This window comes from Bradyrhizobium sp. PRIMUS42 (genome assembly GCF_023006515.1).
Classification (GTDB): domain Bacteria; phylum Pseudomonadota; class Alphaproteobacteria; order Rhizobiales; family Xanthobacteraceae; genus Bradyrhizobium.
Genome location: NZ_JALBGZ010000540.1, coordinates 1 through 4,322 on the forward strand (window position 1 = coordinate 1; position 4,322 = coordinate 4,322).

Sequence of the window (4,322 nt, forward strand, 5' to 3'; positions counted from 1 at the left end):
GCCAGCACCAGCATCACTGCCGCGGACATCGCGAGCGCCTGCGGATAGCCGGAGAACTGCTTCATCAGCGCCTTGTCGGCAGCGCCGGAGACGCCGGCCTTGGAGACGAGCAGGCCGGCCGCGGTCGAGACGATCAGCGCCGGCACCTGGGTGACGAGGCCGTCACCGACGGTCAGCAGCGTGTAGCTGCGCCCGGCATCGGCGAAGGACATGCCCTGCTGCGCCACGCCGATGATCATGCCGCCGACGACGTTGATGAAGACGATCAGGAGGCCGGCGATGGCATCGCCCCGGACGAATTTGGAAGCACCGTCCATGGCGCCGAAGAAGCCGCTCTCGTCCTCCAGCTCCTTGCGCCGCTCCTTGGCGACCTTCTCGTCGATCAGGCCGGCGCCGAGGTCGGCGTCGATCGCCATCTGCTTGCCGGGCATGGCGTCGAGGTGGAAGCGGGCGGCGACTTCGGCGATGCGGCCCGAACCCTTGGTGATGACGACGAAATTGACGATGATCAGGATCGCGAAGACGATGATGCCGATGACGAAATTGCCGCCCATCACGAAGCTGCCGAAGGCTTCGATGACGTGACCGGCGGCGGCCGTGCCCTCGTGCCCGTGCGACAGGATCAGGCGGGTCGAGGCCATGTTGAGCGACAGGCGCAGCATGGTCGAGATCAAGAGGACGGTCGGGAAGGCCGAGAATTCCAAAGGCGTCTGGATGAACAGCGACGTCATCAGGATCAAGATCGAGAGCGTGATCGAGATCGCCAGGAACAGGTCCAGCACGAGCGCGGGCAGGGGCAGGATCAGCACCACCAGGATGGTGAGCACGCCCAGCGCCAGCGCGATGTCGCCGCGCTTGAGGATGGTGACGATCTCGTTGAGGGAGGGGATGCCGGGCCTTGCGGTGCCTACGCCCTGTCCCGCGGTGACGTCGACCATGGTAGCTGCCTCCCCGCGCGACTGCCGTCCGCGCGCCCCAAACGTCTGTGCGGCGGCCGAAGGGCCGCCGTTCCGAAAGTGAGGCACCGCACTGGCGTCCACGGGGTTCCTCCCGTTTTACGCGGCTGACGACACTCGACTTCACTCGGCAATTCTTGCCGGGTGTATGGTTAGCAAAGGGTTAACGCGGGGGTGGGCGGAGGGCGGGGCGGGCGATTTAGCCCGTCATTCCGGGGTTCGCGCCAAGGGGCGCGCCCCGGAATGACAGTGGACTACCTCGCCTTGTCCATCTTGGTCACCGTGTACCCCGACGCCGCCTCCTCGGCCTCGAAGGTCACCTTGTCGCCGACCTTCACCTGCTTCAGCATCGCGGGATCCTTGACGCGGTAGACCATGGTCATGGGCTCCTCCATGCCGAGGCTCTTCGCCGGTCCGTGCTTGAGCGTGATCTTGCCCGCGCCCTCGTCGATCTTCTTGACCTCGCCGTTGATCGAGGCTGCCGCGGCCGCCAAGGCTCCAGTGGTAACGCTCAACGTCAGTGCCAGCGCGGCAGTGATACGGATGATGCGGTTCATGGGAGACTCCATTGCTTATTTGACGGTGACGTGGCCGACCATGCCGTTGTCGCGGTGGTCGGGGATCAGGCACGAATATTCGAACGTGCCGGGCTTGCTGAATTTCCAGAGGATCTCGGCCGTCTTGCTCGGGGCGAGGCGCACGCCGTTGGGGTCGTCATGCTCCATGTGCGGATGCTTCTTCATCTCCACGGCATGCGTGAGATTCTCCTTGGTGGTGGCGAGCAGGAATTCGTGGTCCTCCTTGCCGACATTGCGCAGCACGAAGCGGACCTGCTCGCCGCGTTTGACCTCGATCCTGGCGGGTGTGTAGTCCATCTCGTTCAGCAAGATCTCGATCGTGCGTGCGGGTTTCTTGGGATTGCCGGGCTCGCCGGCCGAAAAGTTGCCGTGCCCATGCTGGTCGTGGGCAAAGGCCGGCGCAGTCGACAGCGCAGCCAGCGCGAGGCCGAGTTTGATCGTGGTCTTCATCGTGGTCTCCAGTTGGTGGTTCATCGAAACGCTCACATCTTGTGCTTCATCGGCGGGCTGCCCGGTTTCTGCCGGGCCGGCTCTGCGGCCGGCGCCGCCACCTCGTAGGCGACGGTGCCTTGCGGGAATTTGTACGGGCCGGGGTCGCGGTAATCGTCGCGCGCGAGGTCTTCGCGGATCTTCATCACCGTGAACATGCCGCCCATCTCGATCGGCCCGAACTGGCCGGTGCCGGTCATCATCGGCAGCGTGTTGTCGGGCGTCGGCATCTCCATGTTGCCCATCGCCATGCCGGTCGAGCCCATCGCCATGCCGTCAGGCGCGAGCTTGCCGACGGCCTTGGCGAGATCCTTGCGCGACACGCCGATCAGGTTGCGCACATCGTGTCCCATCGCGTTCATGGTGTGATGCGACTTGTGGCAATGAAACGCCCAGTCACCGGGATTGTCGGCAAGCACGTCGAACACCCTGACCGCGCCGACCGGCACATCGGTCGTCGTTTCCGGATATTGCGCGCTCTCGGGAATCCAGCCGCCGTCGGTGCAGGTCACCGCAAAACTGTGGCCGTGCAGATGGATCGGATGGTTGGTCATGCTGAGATTGCCGATGCGCACGCGCACCTTGTCGCCGAGCCGGACCGGCAAGGGATCGATGCCGGGAAACACCCGCGCATTCCAGGTCCACATGTTGAAATCGGTCATCTCGTTGACGTGCGGCAGATAGGTGCCGGGGTCGACGCGATAAGTGCTCATCACGAAGACGAAGTCGCGGTCGACGGGACGGAAGTTTGGATCGCGCGGATGCACGACGACCATGCCCATCATGCCCATCGCCATCTGCACCATCTCGTCGGAATGCGGGTGGTACATGAAGGTCCCGCTCTTCTTCATCTCGAACTCGTAGACGAAGGTCTTGCCGGGCTGGATGTGCGGCTGGGTCAGTCCGCCGACGCCGTCCATGCCGCTCGGGATGATCATGCCGTGCCAGTGTACGGTGGTGTATTCGGGCAGTCTGTTGGTGACGAAGATTCGGACCTTGTCGCCTTCGACCGCCTCGATCGTCGGGCCCGGCGACTGGCCGTTGTAGCCCCACAGATTCACCTTCATGCCCTCGGCGAATTCGCGCACCACGGGCTCGGCGACGAGATGGAATTCCTTCCAGTCGCCATTCATCCGGAACGGCAGCGACCAGCCGTTCAGCGTCACCACGGGACGATAATCGGGGCCGGCAATGGGATGCAGCGGCGGCTGCATCACCACCTTGTCCATATGCGCAGCTTCCGGAATCGACGCGGCCTGCACGCGGCCGCTGACGACCGACGCGCTGGCCAGCGCGGCGCTGCCTAAAAATCCTCGGCGCGAAAACATTTTGGTCTCCATCTCAGTGGCCGCCAGCATCGGCAGGTGCTGCCGCGGCGATGGTGGTTGACGTGTCGCCGCCGGCGGCAGGCGTGCCGCCGCCATTGACGGCGGTCTGCAAGTCGGACTGGGCGAGGAAAAAGCTTTGCCGGGCCTCGATCGCACCGCGCAGCGATGCCAGGCGCTGCCGTGCCTCGGTGAGCAGCGCGAAAATGTCGACCTGCATGCTGGAGAAGCGCAGCTGCATCTCCTCGGTGATGATCTTGCGCAAGGGGATGATCTCGCGCTGGTAGTGGCTGGCGATATCGAAGGTCGAGCGATAGACGCGATAAGCATCGCGCGCCTCGGAGCGCACGTTGACGGCGCGCTCGGTGAGGCGGTTGAAGGCGAGATTGTAGGTCTCCGCCGCCTGCCGCACCCGCACCTCGCCGCCATCGAAGATCGGGATCTGGAATTGGACGTCGAAGCCGCGCTCGCGGAACGGGGCACCTTCCGGATCCTGGGTGCGACGGGAGATGCCGGCGAGATCGAGCAGGGTGACGAAGCGCGTCGCTTCGGTCAGATTCAGCGCCTTCGCCAGCGCATTCAGCTCCAGCCGTGCGATCTGCAGGTCGATGCGATGGGCCACGGCGTCGGCTTCGATCGAGGGCAGTCCCTGCGGCCGGCGCGGCAGCGGCGGCAGTTGATTGGGAAGACGGAAGTCGAGGCCGCCGTCCCACAGGCCCATCAGGCGCGCGAGCCTTTCGCGTGCGCTCGCTGTGCTCTGCCGTGCGGTGGCGAGGTCGGCGGTGGTTTCGGCGTAAAACACCTGCTCGCGGGCCTGGTCGAGCTTGTTGATCGAGCCGGTCTCGCCGAGCTTGACCGCAAGCTGCGCGGTGGATTCCGCGGTCGCCTTCGCGTCCGTCAGCAGCGCCACCATCTCGGTGCCGGCAACACTGCGCACATAGGCGCGGCGGACGTCGGCGGCGAGCCGCAACGTC

General features: G+C 65.0%; 5 protein-coding genes. All 5 read right to left on the reverse strand.

The features are described from left to right. Window positions 1–938: FHIPEP family type III secretion protein (locus MOV75_RS28735; protein WP_247007025.1), on the reverse strand; the 938-nt coding region annotated here is incomplete at its 3' end. A 272-nt stretch (window positions 939–1,210) separates the two neighbouring features. Beyond that, window positions 1,211–1,513 carry a copper-binding protein gene (locus tag MOV75_RS28740; protein WP_246931053.1) on the reverse strand — a complete coding sequence of 101 codons (303 nt, stop codon included), beginning with the start codon at window positions 1,511–1,513 and terminating at the stop codon, window positions 1,211–1,213. Between the two features lie 15 nt (window positions 1,514–1,528). Next, on the reverse strand, window positions 1,529–1,984 hold the full coding sequence (locus MOV75_RS28745; RefSeq protein ID WP_246931056.1) for a cupredoxin domain-containing protein: 456 nt from the start codon (window positions 1,982–1,984) through the stop codon (window positions 1,529–1,531). A 32-nt stretch (window positions 1,985–2,016) separates the two neighbouring features. Continuing rightward, complete coding sequence (locus MOV75_RS28750; RefSeq protein ID WP_246931054.1) at window positions 2,017–3,351, reverse strand: copper oxidase; 1,335 nt, start codon at window positions 3,349–3,351, stop codon at window positions 2,017–2,019. Window positions 3,352–3,364: 13 nt separating this feature from the next. After that, on the reverse strand, window positions 3,365–4,322 hold a 958-nt coding region (locus MOV75_RS28755), incomplete at its 5' end, for a TolC family protein (RefSeq protein WP_247007027.1).

Excerpts from the sequence above, each read along its gene's own strand:
- MOV75_RS28740 (WP_246931053.1), bottom strand. The coding sequence starts at position 1,513 with ATGAACCGCATCATCCGTATCACTGCCGCGCTGGCACTGACGTTGAGC.
- MOV75_RS28745 (WP_246931056.1), bottom strand. The coding sequence starts at position 1,984 with ATGAAGACCACGATCAAACTCGGCCTCGCGCTGGCTGCGCTGTCGACT.
- MOV75_RS28750 (WP_246931054.1), bottom strand. The coding sequence starts at position 3,351 with ATGTTTTCGCGCCGAGGATTTTTAGGCAGCGCCGCGCTGGCCAGCGCG.